Below are 21713 nucleotides of genomic sequence, written 5' to 3'. Positions count from 1 at the left end.
GCCTTTCACGCGGCGTTGCATGTAGGTTGGGTCACATCCACTCTGGGCGCCGTGGTGTGATGTGACCACGGGCACACTGGATTCTTAAGGTTGTCTTGACGTAGGGGAGGTGGCGGCCGTGGGGTACGACGACGGCGGGGCCGGCGGTCCGCGCCCGACCCGCCGCAGCCTCCTCGCGGGCCTGCTCGCGCTTCCCCTCGCCGCGTCCGGCTGCGCCAACGGCACCGAGCGCCCGGGGCGGACCCTGCGTCTCGCGACCGGACCGGAGGGGGCGGTGTACCGCGAGATGGGGCAGGCGCTCGCCGGACTGCTCAACCGGAAGTGGGGCGCGGGGAGTGTGGAGGTCGTCTTCACCGACGCCTCGCAGGAGAACATCCGGCTGCTGAACACGGGCCAGGCGGAGATCGGCTTCGTCAACACGGACACCGGTGCGGAGCAGGGACCCGGGCTGCGGGCGCTCGCGCGCGTCTATGACTCCGTGATGCACTGCGCCGTCCGCGTGGACTCGTCCGTCCATCGGCTCGCCGACGTCGACGGCCTCGTCGTGGCCGGCGGGCAGGACGAATCCGGGACCCGGTACACGCTCGGCCGGCTGCTTGAGCGGGCCGGCACCTCGGTCGAGCTGCGCACCATGACCCAGAGCGAGTCGGTCCGCGCCCTCCTGGACGGCGGGGTCGACGCCCTCTTCAGCCTCACGGGGATGCCGACGCCCGCGCTGCAGGAGGCCGTGCGCGCCGGGAGGATCCGGCTCGTGGACCTCGCCGACGAGGCCGCGGACGTCGTCGCCGCGTTCCCGCTCGAGTACGTGGCCGTCACGATCCCCGCCGTCACCTACGGCACGCCCGAGCCCGTCGGTGCGCTCGGGGTCCCGACGCTGCTCGCCGTGCACGGATCCATGGAGGACGCCGAGGCGCACCTGCTCACGGCGGCGCTGTACGACGTCGCGGCGGAGCTGTCCACGATCCGCCCGGAGGCGCTGCAGATCTCGAAGACGTTCGGCATTGCCACGGTTCCGCTGCCGCTGCATCCCGGGGCGCGGGCCTACTACCAGGAGTCCAAGCCGTAGTGCCTCAGGCCCCCGGGGCCCTCAGCGGCAGCCGGATCCGGGCCACCAGGCCGGTCCCGCCGCCCGCTGGCGGCGACTCGAGCTCGAGCGATCCGCCGACGTCCCGCACGGACTGCTCCACGATCTGCAGTCCGAGCCCCGTTCCGGGGATGTTCTGGTGGGCGGGGGAGCGCCAGAACCGTCCGGTGGCCTGCGCTGCCTCCGCCGGGCTCAGCCCCCGCCCGTCGTCGGCGACCTCGATCACGTAGTCCCCGCGCCCGCTCCGGCCGGTCACCCCCACGCGGGTCCCGCCCGAGAGCCGCAGCGCGTTCTCGACGAGTTCGTCGAGGACCTGGGCCAGGCCGCCGGTGGGTTCGGCGACGCCGGACGCCGGCTCGATGGCGGCGCTGAACCCGAAGCCGCGCGCCGCCGCGGCCGCCGCCCACAGCTCCTCGCGTCCTCCGAGGCCGGCGGAGGTGTCCACGGCCCCGGTCGCCACGGGCCCCGCCTGCGTCGCGGCGAGCATCGATTCGACGAGGGCGCCCATGCGGTCCAGCTCCTGGACAGCCTCCCGCTGGATCTCCCGGCCGTCGTCCGTGGTGAGCTCGGGCTCGAGGTTCTCGACGGCGAGCCGCACCGCGGTCAGTGGCGTGCGCAACTGGTGGGAGGCGTCGTGGACGAACTGCTCCTGGCGGCGGAACGTGTCCTGCACGGAATGCGCCATGCGGTTGAACGTCCCGGCGAGGGCACGGAGCTCCGGTGGCCCGGCGTCGCCGCGGGCGCGCGCCCCGAGCTCGCCGACGGCCACGCGGTTGGCGGCGGCCGCGAGCGTCCGGATCGGCTTGAGCACCCAGCGGCTGAGCGGCCAGAGAATCCAGACGGCGGCGGTCATGGCGGCGGCGAGGACGACGGCGGCGCGGAGCCACCCCTCGAGCACCGCGTCCTTCACCCGGGTCGTCGGCACCTCGATCACGAGGGCGGCGGTGACCTGGGAGTCGATCCCCACGGGTGCGGCGACGTAGACGGCGTCCGGGCCCCACGGCCAGAGCACGCCGCCGACCTGGGGCAGCTGTCCGGCCAGCGCCGCGTCGATCGTGCCCGAGGCCCCGGCCGGGAGGGCGCCGCCGCCGTGCGCGTGCAGCACCTCCCGTTCCCGGTCCACGACCCAGACGGGCGAGCCGAAGAGCTCGGCGTAGTCGTCGAGCTCGCGTTCCAGCCTGACGCCGTTGTCCGCCGTGAGCGAGTGCAGCGTGGCCATGGCGAAGCGGGTGGCGTCGGCGATCCTGTCGTTTGCGAGCGCGGTGGAGTGCCGCTCGGCGATGGCCGTGGCCCACGGGATGCCGATCGCGGCCATGAGGGTCAGCAGCAGCGGCAGGGCCAGTAGGATCAGCCGGCGGGTCATGGCGCGGGATCCGCGTCGCCGAGCCGGTAGCCGAGGCCCCGGATCGTGGTGATGACGGCGTAGCCGCGCAGCTTGGCGCGCAGGGCGGCCATGTGGGTGTCGAGGCTGCGGGACGCGCCGGCGTCGGGCACGGTCTCCCAGACCGACTCGATGAGGAACTCCCGGGGCACCGCCTCCCCACCGCTCGCGGCGAGGAGCGCGAGGATCGCCGATTCCTTGGCGGTCAGGGGTACGACGCCGGCGCCCGCCTCATCGACCAGCTCCCGCGCCGCCGTGCGGAGGACGAGCGGGCCGACGGGATGCTCGGCACCGTCGCGGGCGGCGGTCGCCGCGCGTGCGGCGAGGGTGCGCCGGGAGACGGCCTCGATGCGTGCCAGGAGCTCGGCGACGCTGAACGGCTTGACGACGTAGTCGTCGGCCCCGGCCCGCAGGCCGACGACCCGGTCCTGTTCCCGCCCGTGGGCGGTGACGACGATGACGGCGGTGGCGGGGTGGGAGCGCAGGGCCTTGACGACGGCGGTGCCGGAGCCGTCGGGCAGGCCCAGGTCGACGAGCGCGATGTCCGGGGCTCCCTCCGCGATCCGCTCGAAGGCGTCGGCGACGGTGGCCGCGCGGACCACGTGGTACCCGGCCCGGGTCAGGGCGCGCGAGAGGCCGCGGGCCACGCCGTCGTCGTCCTCGCACACCAGTACGCGCATGGCTCCAAGATAGCGCGCCCCGCGCCCGGGCTACCGGCCGAAGCGGCGCAGGCGGAGGCTGTTGGCCACCACGAGCACGGAGCTCGCGGCCATCGCGGCCCCGGCGAGCATCGGGTTCAGCAGCCCGAGCGCGGCCACGGGGATCCCGAGCGTGTTGTAGAGGAACGCCCAGAACAGGTTGACCTTGATGGTGCGCAGGGTCCGCCGCGAGAGCTCGATCGATTGCGCGACCTGTCCCAGTTCGCTGCCCATGACGGTGATGTCCGCGGCCTCGATGGCCACGTCCGTCCCGGAACCCATGGCGATGCCGAGGTCTGCCCGGGCGAGCGCGGGGGCGTCGTTGACTCCGTCGCCGACCATCGCCACGACCGCGCCGGCTTCCTGCAGGGTGCGCACCGCGTCGACCTTGCCCTCGGGAAGCACCTCGGCGAACACCGCGTCCGGGTCGATCCCGACCTCGGCGGCCACCTGGCGGGCCACTGATTCGTTGTCGCCGGTGAGCAGCACGGGCCGCAGCCCGAGCGCGCGCAGCCGCTCGATCGCCGCCTTCGAGCCGGGCTTGACGGTGTCGCGCAACTGGAGCAGCCCGGCGGGTTCGCCGTCGACGGCAAGCAGCACCGCCGTCGTGCCCGCCGCCTGGGCGGCGGCGAGCGCCGCCGCCTGCTCCGGGGCGAGTACGGCTCCGTTCCCGGCGAGCCACGCGGCCTTGCCGACGACGACGGTGCTGCCGCCGACCGTGCCGCGCACTCCGCCGCCTGGGGTGGAGGCGAAACCGGAGACGGGCTCGGTGTCGCCGGCGGCGGCCACGATGGCGCGGGCGATCGGGTGCTCGGATCCCGCTTCGACGGCCGCGGCGAGCTCCAGGACGCGCTCGGGGGAGAGGGTGCCGAAGGACTGCGTGCCGGTCAGGGACAGCTCGCCGGCGGTCACGGTGCCGGTCTTGTCCAGCACCACGGTGTCCACGCGGCGGGTGTCCTCGAGGACCTGCGGGCCGCGGATCAGCAGGCCCAGCTGGGCGCCGCGGCCGGTGCCGACCAGCAGGCCCACAGGCGTCGCGAGGCCCAGGGCGCACGGGCAGGCGATCACGAGCACGGTCACGGCCGCCGTGAACGCCGGCTGCAGGCCGCCGCCGAAGGCCATCCAGGCGATGAACGTGGCCACGGCGATGACCAGGACGATCGGCACGAACACGGAGGAGATGCGGTCCGCGAGCCGGGCGATCGGCGCCTTGCCGGTCTGCGCCTCCGAGACCAGGCGCCCCATCTGGGCCAGCGTCGTGTCCCGGCCCACGCGGGTGGCCCGGACCAGGAGGCGGCCGGAGGTGTTGATCGTGGCGCCCGTGACGGCGTCGTCGGGTCCGACGTCGACCGGTACCGATTCGCCCGTGATGAGCGAGGCGTCGACGGCGGAGTGCCCGTCGAGGACGTATCCGTCGGTGGCGATCTTCTCGCCCGGCCGGACCACGAGCGTCTCGCCCGGCACGAGGTTCGCCGCGGGGACCCGGACTTCGCGCCCGTCGCGGAGCACCGTGGCCTCCTTGGCCCCGAGGTCCAGGAGCGTCTTCAGTGCGTCCCCGGCGCGCGACTTCGCGCGGGCCTCGAGCCAGCGGCCGAGCAGCAGGAACGTGGCGACGACGCCGGCGGTCTCGAAGTAGAGCTGGTGGGCGGACATGTCCATGTCCATGCCCGCCATCCCGTCGTGGGCCGTGAGCTGCGGGTCGGCGACGAGCTGCCACACGGAGAAGAAGTAGGCGGCCAGGACGCCGATCGACACGAGCGTGTCCATCGTGGACGCGCCGTGGCGCGCGTTGACCGCGGCGGCGCGGTGGAAGGGCCAGCCGGACCACAGCACCACCGGCGTGGCGAGGGCCAGGGCGACCCAGCCCCAGTGCGGGAACTGGGCGCCCGGGATCATCGAGATGACGAAGAGCGGGAGCGTGAAGACGGCGGCGACGACGAGGCGCGGCCTCAGCTCCTCGGCGGAGCCTCCGTGGCCCAGGTGGTCCGTGCCGGCGTCGTGGTCGTTCCCGTGTCCGCCGCCCTCGTGCCCCGCCGGGTGCCGGTCCGCCTTGACGCTCGCGCGGTAGCCGGCGGCATTGACGGTGTCGACGAGTTCGTGGTCGCTGACGTGGGCCGGCACGGTGACCCGGGCCGATTCGAGCGGCAGGTTCACGAGCGCCTCGACGCCGTCGAGCGTGCCGAGCTTGCGTTCCACCCGGTTCACGCAGGAGGCGCAGGTCATGCCCTGGATGTCCAGCTCGACGACGCGCTGGCCGCCGGGCTGCGGCTGCGCGGCCGGGCCGGTGGTGTCCGTGTTCATGGTGGTGCTCCCTTCGTTCGGGGGTGTCCGGGCGGTGCCGCGGTTCAGGCGTGGTTGCCGACCACCGTGTAGCCGGCCTCGGCGACGGCCTCGGAGACCGTGGCCTCGTCGAGCGGTCCGGCGGAGACCACGGTGGCCGTGGAGACGCCGCCCGCGTTGAGTTCCACGGTGACGTCCTCGACGCCGTTGATGGCCTTGATCTCCTCGGTGACGGAGGCGACGCAGTGGCCGCACGTCATGCCGTCGATGCTGACGGTGAGCGTGTTGTTCATGGTGTTCCTTCCGGGGTCAGCGCAGCAGGCGGCCGATGGCGGCCGATGCCTCGCGGACCTTGTCGTTGACGATGTCCGGGTTTCCGGTTTCCTGGGATTCGTGGGCGGCTCCGACGACGCAATGGGCGATGTGTTCCTCGACCAGGCCGAGGCTCACCTTGTGCAGGGCCGCGTTGACGGCGGAGATCTGCGTCAGGATGTCGATGCAGTACTTCTCCTCGTCCACCATGCGCGCGATGCCGCGGACCTGCCCCTCGATGCGGCTGAGCCGCTTGAGCAGGGCGTCCTTGTCCGCGGAGTAGGCGTGGTCGCGCAGCGGATCGGCGGGCGTCGTCGTGCTTTCCATGCCTCGAGCATACCCCTCTGGGGTATAAAGTCAAGTACCCCTAGGGGGTATCAGGCAGGGTGCCCGTTGCTAAGCTGGCACGCGTGTCAGCCAACCAGTTCTCCGTCCGCACCATCACCGTCGACGAACACCGCTCCTTCATAGCGGACCGCCCCGGAACGAGCTTCCTCCAGTTGCCGGCCTGGGCGCGCGTCAAGGCGGACTGGCGGGCCGAGCACCTGGGCTGGTACGACGCCGGAGGCGCCCTCCGCGGCACGGCGCAGGTCCTGCACCGGCCCACCCCGGTGGTGAAGTGGACCCTCGCCTACCTGCCCGAGGCGCCCGTCCTGGACTGGGAGGCAGCCACCGTCGCCGAGGTCGCCGCGCCGATGCTCGCGCACTTCAAGCGCCATCGCGTCTTCCTGGTCCGCATGGGCGTTCCCCTGCTGCAGCGCGGCTGGAAGGGCGCGGCCGTCCGCAAGGCGCTCTCCGGCGGCGGCCACGCGGTGATGGGTGAGCTCGATCCCGCGATGGAGGACCCGCAGGCGCCCCTCGTCGCCGCCCAGCTGCGCGCCGCCGGCTGGCGCAAGCAGGATGCCGGCGTCGACTTCGCCGCGGGCCAGCCCGAGTTCCAGGCGCGCATCCCGCTCGTGGCGGCAGACGGCTCCCGTCTCGACCTCGACGGCGCCCTCGCCCAGATGAACCAGAACGCCCGCCGCGAGGCCAAGCGCGCCGCGTCCGGCCCGCTCGAGGTCGAGGCGCTGGGTGCCGAGGGCGTGGAGCGCTTCCACGCGCTCTACCGCGAAACGGCAGAACGCGACGGATTCACGGGCCGGCCGGCCGGCTACTTCACGCGCATGATCACCGAGCTCAATGCCGACGCCCCCGGGAGGTGCACGCTCTACATCGCCTCCCACGAGGGCCGCGACCTCGCGGCGGCCATCCGCGTCCACAGCGGGTCCGGCGCCTGGTACGTCTACGGTGCCTCCAGCGCGGCCGAGCGCAAGCTCTTCGCCCCCAAGGCGCTCATCCACCGGATGCTGGGCGATTCGATCGCCGAGGGCTGCGACTACCTCGACCACGGCGGGGTCTCCGCGACCTTGGACAAGGAGCACCACCTCGCGGGCCTGACGCTGTTCAAGGCGACGCTGGGCTGCGACGTCGTCCAGACGCTGGGCGAGTGGGACTACCCGCTCAACCGCCCGCTCGCCGCGGCCTTCGACTTCTACATGAAGAAGCGCTCGAAGCACTGAGGGAGCGCTACCGCGCGTGGATCGTCTCCAGCACGGCCGATGCCCGCTGAGCGAGTTCGCGGGGAACGGGCGCGCTGCCGGCCGCCTCGGCCGCGATCTGCTGCCCGTCGGCGCTGAGCGCATGGAGCCCGAATTCCCGCGCCAGCTCGGCCATCTCCGCGTCCTCGTAGGAGCGGCAGAAGATCTGGTAGGAGACCAGGACCAGCGGGTAGGCGCCTTCCGCCGTGGTGGTGCGGTCCAGGTGGAGCGCGAAGTCCTCCTCGCCCCGGCCCGGGGCGGGTGAGGATGCCGCGACGGCCCGGCCCGCGGCGTCGGCGCCGACGGCCACGAAGCCGTCCCCGACCTTGATCCGCGCCTTGCCGGAGTCCCTGCCTACCACGGAATCGTCGACGTAGCCGATCGCGCCCGCGGTGCGGGTGATCGTGCTCATGACGCCCGCGTTGCCCTGGGCGTTCTCGCCCGCGACCGCTGCGGGCCACGAACCGCTGGGATCGTGCGGCCAGTGGTTCGGCGCCGTCTCGTGCAGGTACTCGGTGAAGTTCTCCGTGGTGCCGGAGTCGTCGGCCCGGTGCACGGCGCTCACGCGCAGGTCCGGGAGCTCGACGCCGTCGTTGAGCGCGGCGATCGCCGGGTCCTGCCAGTGGGTGATCTCCCCGCTGAAGATCTTCGCGATGGTCTCCGGGTCCAGGTCGACCTCCCGGATGCCGGGGAGGTTGAACGCGAGGGCGATGGGCGCGATGTAGGTGGGCACGTTGACGGCGCCATCGGGCCCGCAGAAGCCCGTGGCCTCCTCCATCTGCGCCTCGCCCAGGAATGCATCGGAGCCCGCGAAGGCCACGCCGCCGGCCAGGAACGCGGCCCTCCCGGCACCGGACCCGGCGGGGGAGTACTGGATGTTGACGTCGGGGTTCAGGGACGTGAAGTCGGCGATCCAGGCGGACATCGCGGCACCCTGGGCCGAGGATCCGACGCCGGTCAGGGTGCCGGAGAGGTCCGAGGAGTTGGCTTCCGCCGCGCGGCGTTGCTCCTCGCCGAGCGGATAGTCGGAGCCGCAGGCGGTGAGGGCCAGAAGGGCGGCCAGGCCTGCGGCGGAGGCAGTGGTACGGGCGGTCGCGCGGTAGGGCATGGCCCCGAGTCTACGTGCCGTTCACCGTCCGTTTCCCTCTTGGTAGACATCGGGGATCCCGTCCTCGTCGGCGTCGACCGCCTCGGCCTCCGCGATCTTGCGGTAGCGGCGGTTGCGGGTGGAGAGCACGGCCGCGGCGAGCCCCGCGGCGGTGAGGGAGGCGAGGAAGATGGCGACCTTTGCGTGGTCGTTCTCCTGCGTCCCGGCGCCGAAGCTGAGTTCGGCCACGAGCAGGGACACGGTGAAGCCGATCCCTGCCAGGAGGCCGACGCCGGCGAGGTCCACCCAGCGGATGTCCTCCGCGAGCGAGGCGCGGCTCAGGCGGGTCGTGAGCCACGTGGTGGCGAGGATGCCCACCGGCTTGCCCAGGACGAGTCCGGCCACGATCCCGAGCGCGACCGGATCGGCGAGCGAGGCCGAGAACCCCGTCCAGCCGCCAATGGCGACGCCGGCGGAGAAGAACGCGAAGACCGGGACCGCGAAGCCCGCGGACAGGGGGCGGAAGCGGTGCTCGAAGACCTCGGCCAGCCCGGGTCCCGGCTCCCCGGGGTGCCCGGCACCGGCGTCGTCCGCCGTCCTCTTGCGGTGCAGCACGGGGACCGCGAAGCCCAACAGGACCCCGGCGATCGTCGCGTGGATCCCGGAGGCGTGGACCAGCGCCCACACCACCGCGCCGAGTGGCAGCAGCAGGAACCAGGCCGCGCCCGGCCGCACATGGAAGAACGTGCGGTGTCGTTGCGCCAGGAAGGCGTAGAGGAGCAGCGGCGGGACGGCCCAGGCGAGCGGGGCGAGCTGCAGCTCGGAGGTATAGGCGACGGCGATGATCGCGATCGCGATGAGGTCGTCGACGACGGCGAGGGTCAGCAGGAAGATCCGCAGCGTGGAGGGCAAGTGCGAGCCGATGATGGCCAGGACCGCCACCGCGAACGCGATGTCCGTCGCGGCCGGGATCGCCCAGCCGCGCAGCCCCGCCGGGTTGGACCAGTTGACGGCCGCATAGACCAGCGCGGGCACCGCCACGCCGCCCAACGCGGCGGCCACGGGCACCAGGGCTCGGCGCGGATCACGCAGCTCCCCCGCCACGAACTCTCGCTTGAGCTCGAGGCCCACGAGGAAGAAGAACACGGCGAGCAGCCCGTCGGCCGCCCAGGCGCCGACGCTCAGCTCCAGGTGCCAGGGGGCGTAGCCGAACTCGAGGTCCCTCAGGGCGAAGTAGTGCTCCGCCCAAGGTGAATTGGCCCAGACGACGGCCGCGGTGGCCGCCGCGACGAGCAGGATCCCGCCGACGGTCTCGCGGCGCAGGAGCTCGCCGACGCGGAGGGCCTCGGCGTAGCTCCCGCGGAGCGGGAAGACGGAACGCGATGCGGGGCGGGGTGAGGGGTCGGTGGATGGCATGGGTCTCCCGGGTGGGCTCGGCAAAGAAACATGCCGACCAGACTTCCCGGCTCACCTGGTCCACCACCTTACACGGCCGTCGCACCGCGCCCCTTACGTTCGGGCACGCGGAGTCCTAGAGTGGCGGTACGCACCCATTCACGGGAGGTTGTCATGGGCGAATACCGCACCTACACGGACGCCGAGAAGGCGTCCTACGTCGCACCGGCCTGCGAACGCTGCGGGCAGCACCGGCACATCGTCTGGGAGGACAAGGGCGCCTCGGACGCGCACTGGGTCCCCCGCGACGCCGGCTGCTCCAACGAGGCCTGCACGGGATAGCCGGGCTCCGGCGTCGTTCCCGCTACTGCGGAGCGCCGCCGGAGAAGTCCATCCAGGCGAGCTCCCAGACGTGGCCGTCCGGGTCCGTCACGGCGCCGCCGTACATCATTCCCGGCACCTCCTCGGCGGGCTGGCGGTAGATCGCGCCGCCGGTGGCGGCCGCGGTCTCGGCGAGCCGGTCCACCTCCTCCACGGAGGCGCAGGAGAGCGCGTTGAGCATCTGCTTGGATCCCTCGCCGAACGCCGCGACGTCTCCGCCGCGCAGGAACGACGAGTAGAACGCCTCCTTGAGCACCATGACGAAGATCGAGTCGCTGATCATCCAGGAGCTCGCGTTCTCGTCGGAGAAGTCGGGGTTCTTGGTGAAGCCGAGCGCTCCGTAGAACGCGTCGGAGCGCTCGAGGTCGCGCGTGGGCAGGTTGACGAAGATCATGCTGGGCATGGCGGTCCTTTCCCGGGGCGCCGGGCGGACCCCCGGCGCGGACGCGTCCAGCCTTCCACTCCCGGACCCTCCTGCCAAGGTCCATGCGGCCCCGATCTGCCCTAGACTGTGCCGTAGACCACACCAGCATCCCGGCGCCCGGACCGCGGGCACCGACCCCAGCGCAGCGGAGGATGCCAGATGCCGATCGCCACGCCCGCCTCGCGGACGCTGCAGCGCCGCGCCCAGGCCGCCCACGCAGTGCTGGGCCAGGGCGGTGCCCTCGACGGCCTGCGCCCCGTGGTGCGCGACTCGTGGCAGCGGTCCCTGGCCGTGCTTCCCGATCCGGACCATGTGGAACCCGTCCTCGGCCTCGCCGGCCCTGAGTTGGCCGCGTACCGGTCCGGTCACCGGCTCGCCGGCGTGATGCCCGTCTTCGAACGCCTCCTCATCCAGCCCGCGCGGGACACCGGCCTGCTCGTGGCCGTCGGCGACGAGGCCGGACGGCTCCTGTGGGTCGAGGGGGATCCGGAGGCCGTGCGCCGGGCCGAGGCCATGGCGTTCGTGCCGGGAGCCGACTGGTCCGAGCGCTCCGTGGGAACCTCCGCCCCCGGGACGGCGCTGGCGACCGGCCGGGGCGTGCAGGTCAGCGGGGCCGAGCACTTCAGCCGCATCGCGCACCGCTGGAGCTGCACCGCGGTGCCCATCACGTGTCCCGTGACCGGGCGGATCCTCGGCGTCGTGGACCTGACCGGCAACGCGGATGCCGTCGCGGCGCATTCACTCTCGCTCCTGCACGCGGCCGTCGCCGCCGCCGAGGCCGAGCTGCGGCTGCAGGAACCGGCGACCGCTTCCGCGCCCCCTCCGGCGCGTGGTGGCGCGTGGAGCGGCGGTTGGTCCGCCGGCGCCGGCGGTGGCACCGCACGGACGTTGCGGCTGCGCGTCCTGGGGCATGACGACGGACTCCTGTCCCGTGATGGCGCCGAGCTGCGTCTGGGCGGGCGGCACTCGGAGATCATGACGCTGCTCGCGTGGCACGGCGGTGGCCTGCGGGCCGACGAGCTCGCGGCGGCCCTGTTCGGTGATGCAGGCCAGGCGGTGACATTGCGCGCGGAGATGGTCCGCCTCCGCCGCGCGCTCGCCGCGTGGAGCGGTCCGGGGGCCGCGCCGGAGCTGGCGTCCAAACCGTATCGCCTCGACGCCTCCGTGGACCTGGACGCCCGGCACGTGCTGGAACGGCTCGCCCAGGGTCGTCATGCGGAGGCCCTGGCCATGTACGGCGGCGAGTTGCTCCCGCGGTCCGAGGCTCCCGGAATCGCCCGGATCCGGGCCGAGGTCTCGGCCGCGCTCCGCGAATCCGTGGTGGGCGATGCGGGGCCGGACGAGCTCCTGGCCTACCTCGATCTTCCGGAAGCCGCGGACGACGCCGATGCCTTGGCTACGGCGCTTCAGGTCCTTCCGCGGCGCTCGCCCCACAGGGCGTTCGTGGTGGCGCGGTTGGAGCGACTGCAGCAGGTGGCCGGAGCAAGACGCGGCTAAGGTCCGCTGGACGGGGCGGCGCCGTTCCGCATGGAGAGGTTCCCACTTCTCGCCATCACGGCACGGCGTGTCCGCGCGACACGCCGTGTTTCGTGCGCCTGGCGGAGCGGGAAGTGGGAAGAAGTGTTGGCGCCATGATGCCGGCGGGCGGCCACAGGGCGCGGGCCGGTGGCGCAGGATGCTAAGGGCGGACCCTCATGCAACCTCGATGCAACGTCGCCGGGCGTAGCGTGACATACATCACGCAACGGCCGTTGCCGCGGCCGCAGCCGCAAGCAGGACCGGAGTCAACAAAGGAGTTGCCATGACCGTCTACGCCCAGCCAGGTACCGAGGGATCGATCGTCACGTTCAAGCCGCGCTACGAGCACTACATCGGCGGCGAATGGAAGGCGCCCGTCAAGGGCGAGTACTTCGAGAACGTCTCCCCGGTCACGGGCCAGGTCTTCACCGAGGTCGGCCGCGGCACGGCCGAGGACATCGAGGCGGCCCTCGACGCCGCCCACGGAGCCGCCCCCGCCTGGGGCCGGACCAGCCCCGCCGAGCGCGCGCTCGTCTTGCACCGGATCGCCGACCGCATCGAGGAGAACCTCGAGGTCCTCGCCGTCGCCGAGACGTGGGACAACGGCAAGGCCGTCCGCGAGACCCTCAACGCGGACCTGCCCCTCGCCGTCGACCACTTCCGCTACTACGCCGGCGCCATCCGCGCCCAGGAGGGCAGCCTCTCCCAGCTCGACGAGAACACCACGGCCTACCACTTCCACGAACCGCTCGGCGTCGTCGGGCAGATCATCCCCTGGAACTTCCCGATCCTCATGGCCGTCTGGAAGCTCGCCCCCGCCCTGGCCGCCGGCAACGCCGTGGTCCTCAAGCCCGCCGAGCAGACGCCGGCGTCGATCCTGGTCCTCATGGAGATCATCGGCGACCTCCTGCCCCCGGGCGTCGTGAACATCGTCAACGGATTCGGCCTCGAGGCCGGCAAGCCGCTCGCCTCCAACAAGCGGATCCGCAAGATCGCCTTCACGGGCGAGACCACCACCGGCCGGCTCATCATGCAGTACGCCTCCGAGAACCTGATCCCCGTGACGCTCGAGCTCGGCGGCAAGAGCCCCAACATCTTCTTCGAGGACATCGCCGCCGCGGACGACGCGTTCTACGACAAGGCCCAGGAGGGCTTCACGATGTTCGCGCTCAACCAGGGCGAGGTCTGCACCTGCCCATCCCGCGCGCTCGTCCAGGACTCCATCTACGACCGCTTCCTCGGCGACGTCACGGCCCGGACCCAGGCGATCGTGCAGGGCAATCCGCTCGACACGAACACCATGATGGGCGCCCAGGCCTCCAACGACCAGCTCGAGAAGATCCTCTCCTACATCGACATCGGCAAGCAGGAGGGCGCCAAGGTCCTCACAGGTGGTGCCCGGGCCGAGCTCGACGGCGACCTGGCCGGCGGCTACTACGTGCAGCCGACGATCTTCGAGGGCGACAACTCCATGCGGATCTTCCAGGAGGAGATCTTCGGTCCCGTCGTCTCCGTGGCCCGCTTCAGCGGCTACGACGACGCGCTGAAGATCGCCAACGACACCCTCTATGGCCTCGGCGCCGGCGTCTGGTCGCGCGACGGGGGCACCGCCTACCGTGCGGGACGCGAGATCCAGGCCGGCCGCGTGTGGGTCAACAACTACCACGCCTACCCGGCGCATGCGGCGTTCGGCGGATACAAGTCCTCCGGCATCGGACGGGAGAACCACCTGATGATGCTGGACCACTACCAGCAGACCAAGAACCTGCTGGTGTCCTACAGCCCCGACAAGCTGGGCTTCTTCTAAGCCCCGACGCCTGCGGCGGCGCTCCCGGCCGTCTCCCCCGACCGCCCCCATCCCCCAGGGCGGGAGCGCCGCCGTGCCCCACGACATCCCCCGATTCGAAGGAGCACCACCATGGGAACCATGAAAGCAGCGATCGTGAAGAACTTCGGCGACGAGCTCGACGTCGCCTCGGCCTCCATCCCGGAGCCCGGACCGGGCCAGGCCCTCGTCCGCCTCATCGCCAGCGGCGTGTGCCACACCGACCTCCACGCCGCCGAGGGCGACTGGCCCGTCAAGCCCTCGCCGCCGTTCATCCCGGGCCACGAGGGCGTGGGCACCGTGGAGAAGCTCGGCGAGGGCGTCGACGACCTCGCCGTCGGCGACCTGATCGGCAACGCCTGGCTGTGGAGCGCCTGCGGGACGTGCGAATTCTGCCGCACGGGCTGGGAGACGCTGTGCGAGTCGCAGCAGAACGGCGGCTACTCCGTGGACGGCTCGTTCGGCGAGTACATGCTCGTCGACGCCCGCTTCGCGGCCCGCATCCCCGACGGTGCCGACCCCTACGAGATCGCCCCCGTGCTGTGCGCCGGAGTCACCGTCTACAAGGGGCTCAAGCAGACAGAGGTCCGCCCGGGCCAGTGGGTCGTGGTCTCCGGCATCGGCGGGCTCGGCCACATCGCCGTGCAGTACGCCGTCGCCATGGGCATGCGCGTGGTCGCGGTCGACGTCGCGGAGGAGAAGCTCGCATTGGCCCGCAAGCACGGGGCCGAGGTCACGGTCAACGCTTTCGCCGAGGACCCGGCCGAGGCCGTGCAGGCCGCGACGGGCGGCGCTCACGGCGTCCTCGTCACGGCCGTCCATCCGGCCGCGTTCGGCCAGGCGATCGGCATGGCCCGCCGCGGCGGGACGATCGTCTTCAACGGCCTGCCCCCGGGCGACTTCCCGGCGCCGATCTTCGACATCGTGCTCAAGGGCCTGACGATCCGCGGCTCGATCGTCGGCACCCGCCAGGACATGGTCGAGGCGCTCGACTTCTACGCGGCCGGCAAGATCAAGCCGACCTTCCACAAGCGCCCGCTCGAAGACGTCAACGCCGTGTTCGACGAGATGAAGCACGCCAAGATCGACGGCCGCGTCGTCATCGAGTTCGACCACCGCGGATAGCACCCCGACGGCACCGGACGGCCCGCCCCGGGTGGGCCGTCCGGCGTCGCACCCCCTTGTGGCGCGCGGTGCGCGGCGGGACGATGCAGGGAAGGCCCCACGGAAGGAGTACCCCATGGACACGACCGGCGTCCTCGCGGCCCGTCCCGAGATCGAGGGAGAGCGGCGTTCCCGCGTCGCCCTCAGTGCGTCGGCGGTGGCCTTGCTGCGCACGTTGTGGGCGCGGCACGGGCCGCTCATGTTCCACCAGTCCGGGGGCTGCTGCGACGGCTCCTCCCCCATGTGCTTCCCCGACGGCGATTTCAAGGTGGGCGGCTCGGACATCCTCCTGGGCACGTTCGAGTTGGAGGACGACGCCGGGGCCCGGCTGGGCGAGATCGGGTTCTGGATGTCGCGGGAGCAGTTCGACTACTGGAAGCACACGCACCTCACGGTCGATGTGGTTCCGGGGCGCGGCTCCGGGTTCTCGGTCGAGGCGCCGGAGGGCAAGCGCTTCCTGATCCGGAGCGAGATCATGGAGCCCGAGGGGCCCTGACCCGCGCCCGGAGCGGCGCTCCCGCCGGGCGGAGCTGGAGTAGCCGGCACCCTCCCGTGACAGAATCGACGGCAGGGACAGCAGCCGGCGATCGAGGGGAGGACGTTTCGTGGGAGCACCGGGCCGCCGCGAGGCGCCGCGCGTCGCCGTCGAATCGCAGGCGATCTGGGCGGGAACCGCGGCCGCCGCGGTGTCGGTTCTCGTGGGGCTCATCGGCTTCCACGGGCGCCGCCCCGCCCTCGCGGGCGACGGCTCCGTGGCGTTCTACGCCTCCATCCTCGCGGGCCTCGCCGTCGCGGGCGCCTTCCTGGCCGGGTACCTCCAGCACGCGCGCGCCGTCCACGCCTGGCTCGGAGCACGGCCGGCGCTGCGCCAGGCCGTCGACGTCGCCGCGCTCATGGTGGTGCACGCCTCGATCGCCGTGATGTCCGCGCTTGTGGTGTTCCGGCTGTTCCAGGAGGCGTTCTTCGGCCTCACCGTGGACACGATCGCCGGCACCGCGATGCTCGCGATCGCGGCGGGGATCGCCGGATACACGGGCTTCACCTCCGGGGCGCAGCTCACGACGGCCTCCCTCTCCGTGCTCCTCGCCGTGTTCATGGCCTCCGGGATGCTCGTCAGCATGATCTTCGCCGAGAACCCGCTCTGGTGGCATTCGATGTTCAGCGAGCTCGGCACGGGCCAGGCCGGGACGACCTCGTTCTGGACCTTCAACACCACGATCACCGTCTCCGGGATCATCCTCACGACCCTCGCCGCCTTCATCACCCGCGACCTGCGCCAGTGGACCGGGCTCCTCGACGCGCGCGACGCGGCGGCCGGGCGCAAGCGCCGCCGCGTGGTCCGCCCGCGGCCTTCAGTGGTGCGCGTGTGCCTGCTGGCGAGCGGGATCTGCATGGCGGGGATCGGGCTGTTCCCCGTGAACCTGTTCGATCCCGTGCACTCCTTCTTCGTCCGCGCGCTCGCCGCGATCCTGCTGGTGCTGCTGCTCGGGGCGCCGGTCTGGCTGCCCGGGTTCCCGCGCGCCTTCTACTTCATCAGCGTCGTCGCGGTGGCAGGGCTCGCGGCGGCCGCGTACCTCTGGGCGCCGCTCGGCTACTACAACCTCACGGCGTTCGAACTCGCGGCGGCGGGCATCGTCTTCGCCTGGCTCGTGGTGTTCATCCGCACCACGACGGCCGTCGTCGCATCCGCGGGACTCGACCCCGCGCGCCTCGGCGAGGCGCTCCCGGAGCCGGGCTCCGGCGTCGTCCCCGGGAACGACGCCGGGGCCTCCCTGCCGGGGCAGGTGCGCCCGTGAACGAGCTGGGGGAGGCGCTGCGGGAACTGGATTCCTGGTGGATCTACCCCGTCGGGGCGCTGTTCGTCGCGGTCTCCGCGCTGCTGCCGCCCGTGCCCAGCACCACCTTGTTCGTGGCCCTCGGCTCGCTCGCCGTCAACACGGGCGAGCTGGACCTGATGCTCCTCGGGGCCGCGATGCTCGTCGGCGGGGTCGCGGGGGACGCGGCCACGTTCCTGTTGGCGCGGCGCTTCAACCTCACGGAGCTGCCCGTGTTCGCGGGCCGGCGCTGGCAGTCCACCTTCGCGGCAGCGCGGGCGCGGCTGGACCGCAACGGCCTGCCGCTCGTGCTCACGGCGCGGTTCGTCCCGCTGGGCCGGCTGACGATGAACGTCGCGGCGGCGCTCGTGCCGCAGGCGACGCGGCGGTTCATGGCATGGTCCGTGATCGCCTCCGTGGTCTGGTCCGCCTACTCCGTGGGCGTTGGCGCGCTCTCCGGGGCGTGGCCGAGCCTGTCCACGGAGTTCGCCGTGGTGCTCGCGATCGCCGTGTCCCTCATCCTGGGGCGGCTCATCACCATCGCGATCACGTGGTGGGAGAACCACCAGATCCCGCGCTGGCGCCGGCGCGGGGACGGGTAGGCGCGGGACGGGAGGCGCCCCGCGACGCCCCCCCAAGGACCACTGCGTCGCGGGACGCCGCCGCCGGAGGGGCGGGTGACGCCATGATGCCGAGCGTAGGCGTGGCGCGGCCGGCCGGTCTTGGCCGGGCGCCGCGCAGGGAGCGGTGGTGGACATGCGTGGGACAATGGGGACGATGACCACCACCCAGCCCCAGCCCGAAGACCGGAAGCACGAACCAGCCGGCCCGGGATCGCCCGCCCGGCACGCCGCCGAGGAACTGCACCCCGCGGACGGGCACCACCGGACCGGGACCTCGCGCGCCCACGCGCGCCGTCCCGAGGCGCCGTCGGCGGGACCGCTCGCCGGTGTCGCCGGGGCCGAGGGGACCCGGCCGTCGGACCGTTCGGCCGCGCCGCGCCACCCCGCAGCGGGCACCGGGGCGCCGGTCTCCGACCGCGTCTCCGAGCTGCGGGCCCGCCGGGAGGGCCGCGCCCAGGTCAGGCCGACGCCTGAGGGGTGGAAGCAGGCCATGGGACCGGACGGCCGGCCGCAACTGCAGTTCGCGCAGCGACCGCGCGTCTCCCAGCCGCCGCAGCACCTCGCGGACCTCACGCTGGCCGAACGCCAGGACAAGCTCAAGGAGCTCGGGCTGCCCGGCTTCCGGGCCAAGCAGCTCTCCGTCCACTACTTCCAGCACTACACGACCGATCCGGCGCGCATGACCGACCTGCCGCAGGAGCGCCGGGCCGAGCTGGCCGCCGCGATGTTCCCGACCCTCCTGACCGAGGTGAAGCGGCTGACGACGGACAACGGCGACACCGTGAAGTTCCTGTGGCGGCTCTTCGACGGCTCGCTCGTGGAGTCCGTGCTCATGCGCTATCCCGGCCGCGTGACGCTGTGCGTGTCCAGCCAGTGCGGCTGCGGCATGAACTGCCCCTTCTGCGCGACCGGGCAGGCGGGGCTGACCCGCAACATGTCCACCGCCGAGATCCTGGACCAGATCGTGCAGGCCAACCGCTACATCGCCGACGGCGGCCTCGGCGGGAAGCGCCGCGACGGCGGGCACGACGCCGAGCGCGTCACCAACATCGTCTTCATGGGGATGGGCGAGCCGCTCGCCAACTACAAGCGCGTCATGGCCGCCGTGCACCGCATGGCCGCCGAGGCCCCGGAGGGCCTGGGCATGAGCGCGCGCAACATCACGGTCTCCACCGTGGGCCTGGTGCCGGCGATCAACAAGCTCGCCGAGGAGAAGCTGCCGTTCACGTTCGCCTTGAGCCTGCACGCGCCCGACGACGAGCTGCGCGACGAGCTGATCCCCGTGAACTCGCGCTGGAAGGTCGACGAGGCGATCGACGCGGCGTACGGCTACTACCAGGCCACGGGCCGGCGCGTGTCCATCGAGTACGCGCTGATCAAGGACATGAACGACCATGCGTGGCGCGCCGAGCTCCTGGCGAAGAAGCTCAACAAGCGCGGCCGCGGCTGGGTCCACGTGAATCCCATCCCGTTGAACCCGACCCCGGGCTCGATCTGGACCTCCTCGGAGCGGGACGTGACGCGCGAGTTCATCGACCGGCTCATCGCGGCAGGGATCCCGACGACCCTGCGCGACACCCGCGGCAAGGAGATCGACGGGGCCTGCGGGCAGCTCGCGGCGGCCGAGTAGCCCCCGCCCCGAGAGGACGTCCCACGAGATGCTGATCCGCAACGCGCGCCCCTGGGGTGGTGCCGCGTCCGACGTCGTCATCGAGGACGGCGCGATCCGCCCCGTCCTGCCCCACGACCCGCAGCGCCGGCCGGACGGCGACGTGGTCGACGTCGTCGAGGGGCGCGGCCGGCTCCTGTTGCCGTCCTTCTCCGATGTCCACGTGCACCTGGACTCGACCCGGATCGGGCTGCCGTTCCGCGAGCACACCGGGCCGCCGACGTCCAGGTCATGGTCTTCCCGCAGGCCGGGATCCTGCGGGAGCCGGGCACGGCCGGCCACCTCGAGGCCGCCCTGCGGGCCGGAGCCGACGTCATGGGAGGGATCGACCCCTGCGAGCTGGACCGCGACCCGAAGGGGCACCTGGACGTGGTCTTCGGGCTCGCCGAGAAGTACCAGGTGGACGTCGACGTGCACCTGCACGAGCCGGGGGCGCTCGGCGTCTTCAGCGCCGAGCTGATCGCCGAACGCACGCGGGCCCTCGGCATGCAGGGCCGGGTCAACCTCTCCCACGCCTACCAGCTGGGGAGCGTCAACGAGGCCGTGAGCCGGCGCCTCATCGAGACGTTCGCGGAGCTGGACATTTCCCTGACCACGGTGGCACCCAGCGCCGCGGGGCAGCCGTCCCTGTCCGAGCTGGCCGGGGCGGGCGTCCGCGTGGGGCTGGGCGAGGACGGGCAGCGCGACTACTGGAGCCCCTACGGCAATTGCGACATGCTGGACCGGGGCGGCGACCGCACCGTCATCCACGCCGGCCGCGTCATGGCCGACGAGCTGAGGGTGTTGGGCACCGGGCGGGTCTACTAGGCCACCACCAGAGCCCGCACGGCGGCGGAATCACCTGCCACTGACCCTACGCGTCAGCGGGCGGCGCCGCGCAGGCTTCCCGTGACCGGCTCCAGGGTCGCCTCGCCGATGAGGCACTGGACCTTCCGGTCGCCGAAGGCCCACGACTCGTCGGTCGGCGCGAAGGGGAACACGTCGAGCCCGGAGTCCTCGTACGCGATCCCCGCGAACTCGGTGAACGCCGCGCCGTAGCACTCGTCGAGGATCCGCTCCCAGGCGGCGTCGTCCGGCAGGGAGCCCTGCGTGACGTTGAACGCGTGGAACATCTCGAGCTCGTGCGGCTCGCCGCAGGGGATCGCGCCGACGGTCTCGAACTCCTCGCTGCCGGGCTCGTTGAGACAGTCACCGGTCTTGATGGCGTCGACGTGGGCCGCGCCGGCCTGGACCACCTCGCCATCGACGCCGCGCGGGGCGTCCTGCGTGATGCCCAGATACGAGCAGCCGGACAGCAGTGCGGCGATGGATGCGCAGGCGAGCGCGCGGACGGCGACAACCGGCCTCATGATTTCCCCCCATGGTCGTGAATGCTCTGAGCATAAGGCAGGGAGGGGCGGATAGCATCGCACCATGGCCCTCCACCGCGCGCGCGTCCCGGCGCCGGCCGCGATCTCCGACGTCGCGCCGGAATCGGTGCTGCTCCTGGCGGCCGGCCGGGCGGTCCTGCTGCAGCTCGCCCACCCCGCGGTCGGACACGGAGTGGCCCGGCATTCGGACTTCGCAGCCGATCCGCTCAAGCGGCTGCACGGCACGCTCAGCTACATCTACGCGCTCACCAACGGCACCCCGGGCCAGGCGGCCGCGGTGCGCGAGTGGGTGGACCGGGCCCACGCCCCGGTCCGTTCGGAGGCGGGCGCGGACGGGCAGCACCCGGCCTACGACGCGCGGGACCCGGAGCTCCAGCTCTGGGTCGCGGCGACGCTCTACGACTCGGCCCTGCTGGTCCACGAGGCGGTCTTCGGCCCGCTTCCGCCGCGGGAGGCGGAGGCGCTCTACCGCGAGTACGCGGTCCTCGGCACCGCCCTGCAGATGCCGGCCGGCGCCTGGCCCGCGGACCGGGCGGCGTTCCGGAGGTACTGGAACGACGCCGAGGCCCGGCTCGGCGTTGACCCCGCGGTCCGGCGCGTGGCGGGGGAGCTGCTCGCGGCCCGGAACGCGCCGTTCTGGATCCGCGCCGCCATGCCCGTGGCGCGGGTGCTCACGGCGGGGATGCTGCCGGCGCGCCTGCGGGAGGAATTCGGGCTGCCCTACGGTCCGTGGCGGGACCGGGTGTTCCGCGCGGTCCTGCGGACGGTGGCCGCCACCTACCCGCGGCTACCGCGGGGGCTGCGGCACGCCCCGATGCACCACTACCTGCGCCGGCTGCCGGCCGGGCCCGGCGCCTGACTCAGGCGGCCCCGCGCGAGGCGCGGCGGTCGTGGACGAACCAGGCGAGGACCCCGACGACGGGCAGCGCCAGGACCGCCAACGCCCACCACATCGTCGCCATCGGCTCGCGCCGGGCCTTGGTGCGGTCGATCCGGACCAGGGCCACCACGACGAGGACGACGAAGACCAGGGCGACCCCCGTGACGGTCCACTCCCACACGGCGGGCAGCAGCGGATTCGCGGAGGCGGGGATCATGGCTCCACCCTACC

At 72.6% G+C, this 21713-nt stretch carries 21 protein-coding genes and 1 pseudogene; 12 read left to right on the top strand and 10 right to left on the bottom strand.

Annotated features, from left to right (window positions below):
- Positions 1 to 118: 118 nt before the first annotated feature.
- A complete protein-coding gene (locus AC0QR5_RS11910; RefSeq protein ID WP_329861260.1) occupies positions 119 to 1066 on the top strand; it encodes a TAXI family TRAP transporter solute-binding subunit in 948 nt (315 codons plus the stop codon).
- Between the two features lie 4 nt (positions 1067 to 1070).
- Here the strand turns inward: AC0QR5_RS11910 and AC0QR5_RS11905 are convergent, their stop codons facing one another.
- The 5 genes from AC0QR5_RS11905 to AC0QR5_RS11885 are packed head-to-tail and all read right to left on the bottom strand — an operon-like array spanning position 1071 to position 6082.
- A complete protein-coding gene (locus AC0QR5_RS11905) occupies positions 1071 to 2447 on the bottom strand; it encodes a sensor histidine kinase (RefSeq protein ID WP_329861258.1) in 1377 nt (458 codons plus the stop codon).
- Positions 2444 to 3145, bottom strand: coding sequence for a response regulator transcription factor (locus AC0QR5_RS11900; RefSeq protein ID WP_329861257.1), 702 nt, complete (start codon positions 3143 to 3145; stop codon positions 2444 to 2446). Before AC0QR5_RS11900 ends, AC0QR5_RS11905 begins: the two co-directional genes overlap by 4 nt.
- Positions 3146 to 3175: 30 nt before the next feature.
- Positions 3176 to 5464, bottom strand: coding sequence for a heavy metal translocating P-type ATPase (locus tag AC0QR5_RS11895; RefSeq protein WP_329861256.1), 2289 nt, complete (start codon positions 5462 to 5464; stop codon positions 3176 to 3178).
- Positions 5465 to 5508: 44 nt separating this feature from the next.
- On the bottom strand, positions 5509 to 5736 hold the full coding sequence (locus tag AC0QR5_RS11890; RefSeq protein WP_329861255.1) for a heavy-metal-associated domain-containing protein: 228 nt from the start codon (positions 5734 to 5736) through the stop codon (positions 5509 to 5511).
- Positions 5737 to 5752: 16 nt separating this feature from the next.
- On the bottom strand, positions 5753 to 6082 hold the full coding sequence (locus tag AC0QR5_RS11885) for a metal-sensitive transcriptional regulator (protein ID WP_329861254.1): 330 nt from the start codon (positions 6080 to 6082) through the stop codon (positions 5753 to 5755).
- Positions 6083 to 6165: 83 nt separating this feature from the next.
- Between AC0QR5_RS11885 and AC0QR5_RS11880 the strand changes: the two genes are divergently transcribed.
- On the top strand, positions 6166 to 7314 hold the full coding sequence (locus AC0QR5_RS11880; protein ID WP_329861252.1) for a lipid II:glycine glycyltransferase FemX: 1149 nt from the start codon (positions 6166 to 6168) through the stop codon (positions 7312 to 7314).
- A gap of 7 nt (positions 7315 to 7321) precedes the next feature.
- Here AC0QR5_RS11880 and pstS read toward each other — a convergent pair whose 3' ends face one another.
- Together pstS and nhaA are read right to left on the bottom strand one after the other, a co-directional pair.
- Positions 7322 to 8440 (bottom strand): phosphate ABC transporter substrate-binding protein PstS, encoded by a 1119-nt coding sequence (gene pstS, locus AC0QR5_RS11875; protein ID WP_329861250.1) that lies wholly within the window; start codon positions 8438 to 8440, stop codon positions 7322 to 7324.
- A 21-nt stretch (positions 8441 to 8461) separates the two neighbouring features.
- Positions 8462 to 9835 (bottom strand): Na+/H+ antiporter NhaA, encoded by a 1374-nt coding sequence (nhaA, locus tag AC0QR5_RS11870; protein WP_329861249.1) that lies wholly within the window; start codon positions 9833 to 9835, stop codon positions 8462 to 8464.
- 153 nt (positions 9836 to 9988) lie between these two features.
- On the opposite strand from nhaA, the gene AC0QR5_RS11865 reads away from it, so the two are divergent.
- Positions 9989 to 10156, top strand: coding sequence for a hypothetical protein (locus AC0QR5_RS11865; protein WP_329861247.1), 168 nt, complete (start codon positions 9989 to 9991; stop codon positions 10154 to 10156).
- A 22-nt stretch (positions 10157 to 10178) separates the two neighbouring features.
- Here AC0QR5_RS11865 and AC0QR5_RS11860 read toward each other — a convergent pair whose 3' ends face one another.
- Positions 10179 to 10598 carry a VOC family protein gene (locus AC0QR5_RS11860; RefSeq protein WP_329861246.1) on the bottom strand — a complete coding sequence of 140 codons (420 nt, stop codon included), beginning with the start codon at positions 10596 to 10598 and terminating at the stop codon, positions 10179 to 10181.
- A 180-nt stretch (positions 10599 to 10778) separates the two neighbouring features.
- Between AC0QR5_RS11860 and AC0QR5_RS11855 the strand changes: the two genes are divergently transcribed.
- From AC0QR5_RS11855 to AC0QR5_RS11820, 8 genes and pseudogenes are all read left to right on the top strand, one after another.
- The gene (locus AC0QR5_RS11855; protein WP_329861244.1) at positions 10779 to 12116 is read left to right on the top strand and encodes a GAF domain-containing protein; all 1338 of its coding nucleotides are present in this window, start codon (positions 10779 to 10781) and stop codon (positions 12114 to 12116) included.
- A gap of 304 nt (positions 12117 to 12420) precedes the next feature.
- Entirely contained in the window at positions 12421 to 13944 is a 1524-nt protein-coding gene (exaC, locus tag AC0QR5_RS11850; protein WP_329861243.1) for an acetaldehyde dehydrogenase ExaC, read from the top strand.
- 111 nt (positions 13945 to 14055) lie between these two features.
- Positions 14056 to 15087 carry an alcohol dehydrogenase AdhP gene (gene adhP / locus AC0QR5_RS11845; protein ID WP_329861241.1) on the top strand — a complete coding sequence of 344 codons (1032 nt, stop codon included), beginning with the start codon at positions 14056 to 14058 and terminating at the stop codon, positions 15085 to 15087.
- A gap of 115 nt (positions 15088 to 15202) precedes the next feature.
- Complete coding sequence (locus AC0QR5_RS11840; protein WP_329861239.1) at positions 15203 to 15622, top strand: DUF779 domain-containing protein; 420 nt, start codon at positions 15203 to 15205, stop codon at positions 15620 to 15622.
- Positions 15623 to 15731: 109 nt separating this feature from the next.
- Positions 15732 to 16922, top strand: coding sequence for a hypothetical protein (locus AC0QR5_RS11835; protein ID WP_329861237.1), 1191 nt, complete (start codon positions 15732 to 15734; stop codon positions 16920 to 16922).
- Entirely contained in the window at positions 16919 to 17542 is a 624-nt protein-coding gene (locus tag AC0QR5_RS11830; RefSeq protein ID WP_329861235.1) for a DedA family protein, read from the top strand. The genes AC0QR5_RS11835 and AC0QR5_RS11830 overlap by 4 nt, the downstream gene beginning before the upstream one ends.
- Before the next feature lie 175 nt (positions 17543 to 17717).
- Complete coding sequence (gene rlmN / locus AC0QR5_RS11825; protein WP_329861234.1) at positions 17718 to 19193, top strand: dual-specificity RNA methyltransferase RlmN; 1476 nt, start codon at positions 17718 to 17720, stop codon at positions 19191 to 19193.
- A gap of 28 nt (positions 19194 to 19221) precedes the next feature.
- Positions 19222 to 20009: pseudogene (locus tag AC0QR5_RS11820) on the top strand (amidohydrolase family protein); the annotation flags it as partial.
- Between the two features lie 83 nt (positions 20010 to 20092).
- Here AC0QR5_RS11820 and AC0QR5_RS11815 read toward each other — a convergent pair.
- Entirely contained in the window at positions 20093 to 20581 is a 489-nt protein-coding gene (locus AC0QR5_RS11815; RefSeq protein WP_329861233.1) for a septum formation family protein, read from the bottom strand.
- A gap of 64 nt (positions 20582 to 20645) precedes the next feature.
- Between AC0QR5_RS11815 and AC0QR5_RS11810 the strand changes: the two genes are divergently transcribed.
- A complete protein-coding gene (locus AC0QR5_RS11810) occupies positions 20646 to 21461 on the top strand; it encodes an oxygenase MpaB family protein (protein ID WP_329861231.1) in 816 nt (271 codons plus the stop codon).
- Between the two features lies 1 nt (position 21462).
- On the opposite strand, the gene AC0QR5_RS11805 is transcribed toward AC0QR5_RS11810, so the two are convergent.
- Positions 21463 to 21699 carry a PLD nuclease N-terminal domain-containing protein gene (locus tag AC0QR5_RS11805; protein WP_329861229.1) on the bottom strand — a complete coding sequence of 79 codons (237 nt, stop codon included), beginning with the start codon at positions 21697 to 21699 and terminating at the stop codon, positions 21463 to 21465.
- Positions 21700 to 21713 lie beyond the last annotated feature (14 nt).

This window comes from Arthrobacter sp. J156, assembly GCF_056172865.1.
The sequence above is the reverse complement of the archived record's forward strand: the minus strand, read 5'-3'. Positions and strand labels throughout refer to the sequence as shown.